This is a genomic window from Acinetobacter sp. YH01025 (assembly GCF_013420185.1).
In the GTDB taxonomy this organism is placed as follows: domain Bacteria; phylum Pseudomonadota; class Gammaproteobacteria; order Pseudomonadales; family Moraxellaceae; genus Acinetobacter; species Acinetobacter indicus.
On sequence record NZ_VOYR01000036.1, the window covers coordinates 1 to 1,215 of the forward strand.

Consider the following 1,215-nt stretch of genomic DNA (forward strand, 5'->3'; position numbering starts at 1 on the left):
CCTTGATCGACACGGTTTAAACCACGCTGTAAAACGCTCTCTTTCTGCTGTTTCTGTTGGTCAAGCTGTTGGGCGTTCTGCTGTTTCACATTGTCATTAAAACGGCTGATTTCAGTGTCTATGCCTTGTCTGCGTAATTGGGTGACTTTAGTGCCTTCATGGATGGTGGCTTGTAGTCCGTTATTCTGATCGGCATAGCTGCGGTGGTCTATTTTTTCCTGAAAGCCTGCTCGTTCTAATGCGTGATTGGCTAAATTTGCCCACGTTTCCCGAATCTGTTTAATTTCGTCTTGGGTTGTCCCCATACCAAGGCTTTTTCGTTTGGCGTTACTGAGTTCAATATCGGTTTTGGTGGTCAGAGTGAGTTTATTGTCTGCATTCAATTCGGCTTTTCGGGTTGTGAGCATGATATGGGCGTGATGGTTTTTATCATTACCGCCTTTACTCGGTTCATGGATGGCTAAATCTGCGATTACGTCATAGCGATCAACTAAGGACCTGGCAAAGTCTTTTGCCAAGTCCTTACGTTGATCAGCGTCTAATTCATCGGGTAGGGCGATTACCCATTCTCTAGCGGTTCGGGCATCTTTGCGGTTTTCGGACTGTTCTGCCAAGTTCCAAAGGTCATTACGGTCAATTTCAATATCGAGATTCGAGATAATTTCTGAATGGGCGACACCATCTTTTCTTGTAAAGTCATGGGTCAGCCCTGTGCGTTCATCTTTGAGCTTTTCACCTGCACGATAAGCCATAGATGCAACAGCAGTTCTGCCTGAACTTCGATTAACTGTTTTGGTCGAGCAATGATAAATCGCCATCGCTTAACACTTCCGACTAGCAGGGACGTAATAACCGCATTTTTCACATTCTCTTTTTAGGTTCTGAACTTCTCTTTCTTCTGCATGTTGTGCCATCTGTTCAGGCATCTTATAAGTGCATTCGTGTCCGCAATTTGGACAAAGGTAAAGGTGAGTTTCTCTAAAATTATACCGATACATTTTTATTTACCTTTTGCTTTTTTAAATTGCGTAGCAATTTTTTGGGGTTAAGGGGATTCCCCTTACGCAAACTTTGACTTGGATGAAATCCAAGTCGTAAGTGCGCATTTCATGAAAAACACGATAGCATATTACCCGCTTGAATTTCAATTCATAGGGTCTTATGCTTGAGTGGTTTTCTATATTCCGAAATTAATCGTTATGACTAAATCTGCTG

The 1,215-nt window shown here is 42.6% G+C and carries 1 protein-coding gene; it reads right to left on the reverse strand.

The window, feature by feature from the left end; translation table 11 throughout:
* Window positions 1-818: MobQ family relaxase (gene mobQ, locus FTT89_RS14435; protein WP_180172912.1), on the reverse strand; the 818-nt coding region annotated here is incomplete at its 3' end.
* Between the last annotated feature and the right edge of the window lie 397 nt (window positions 819-1,215).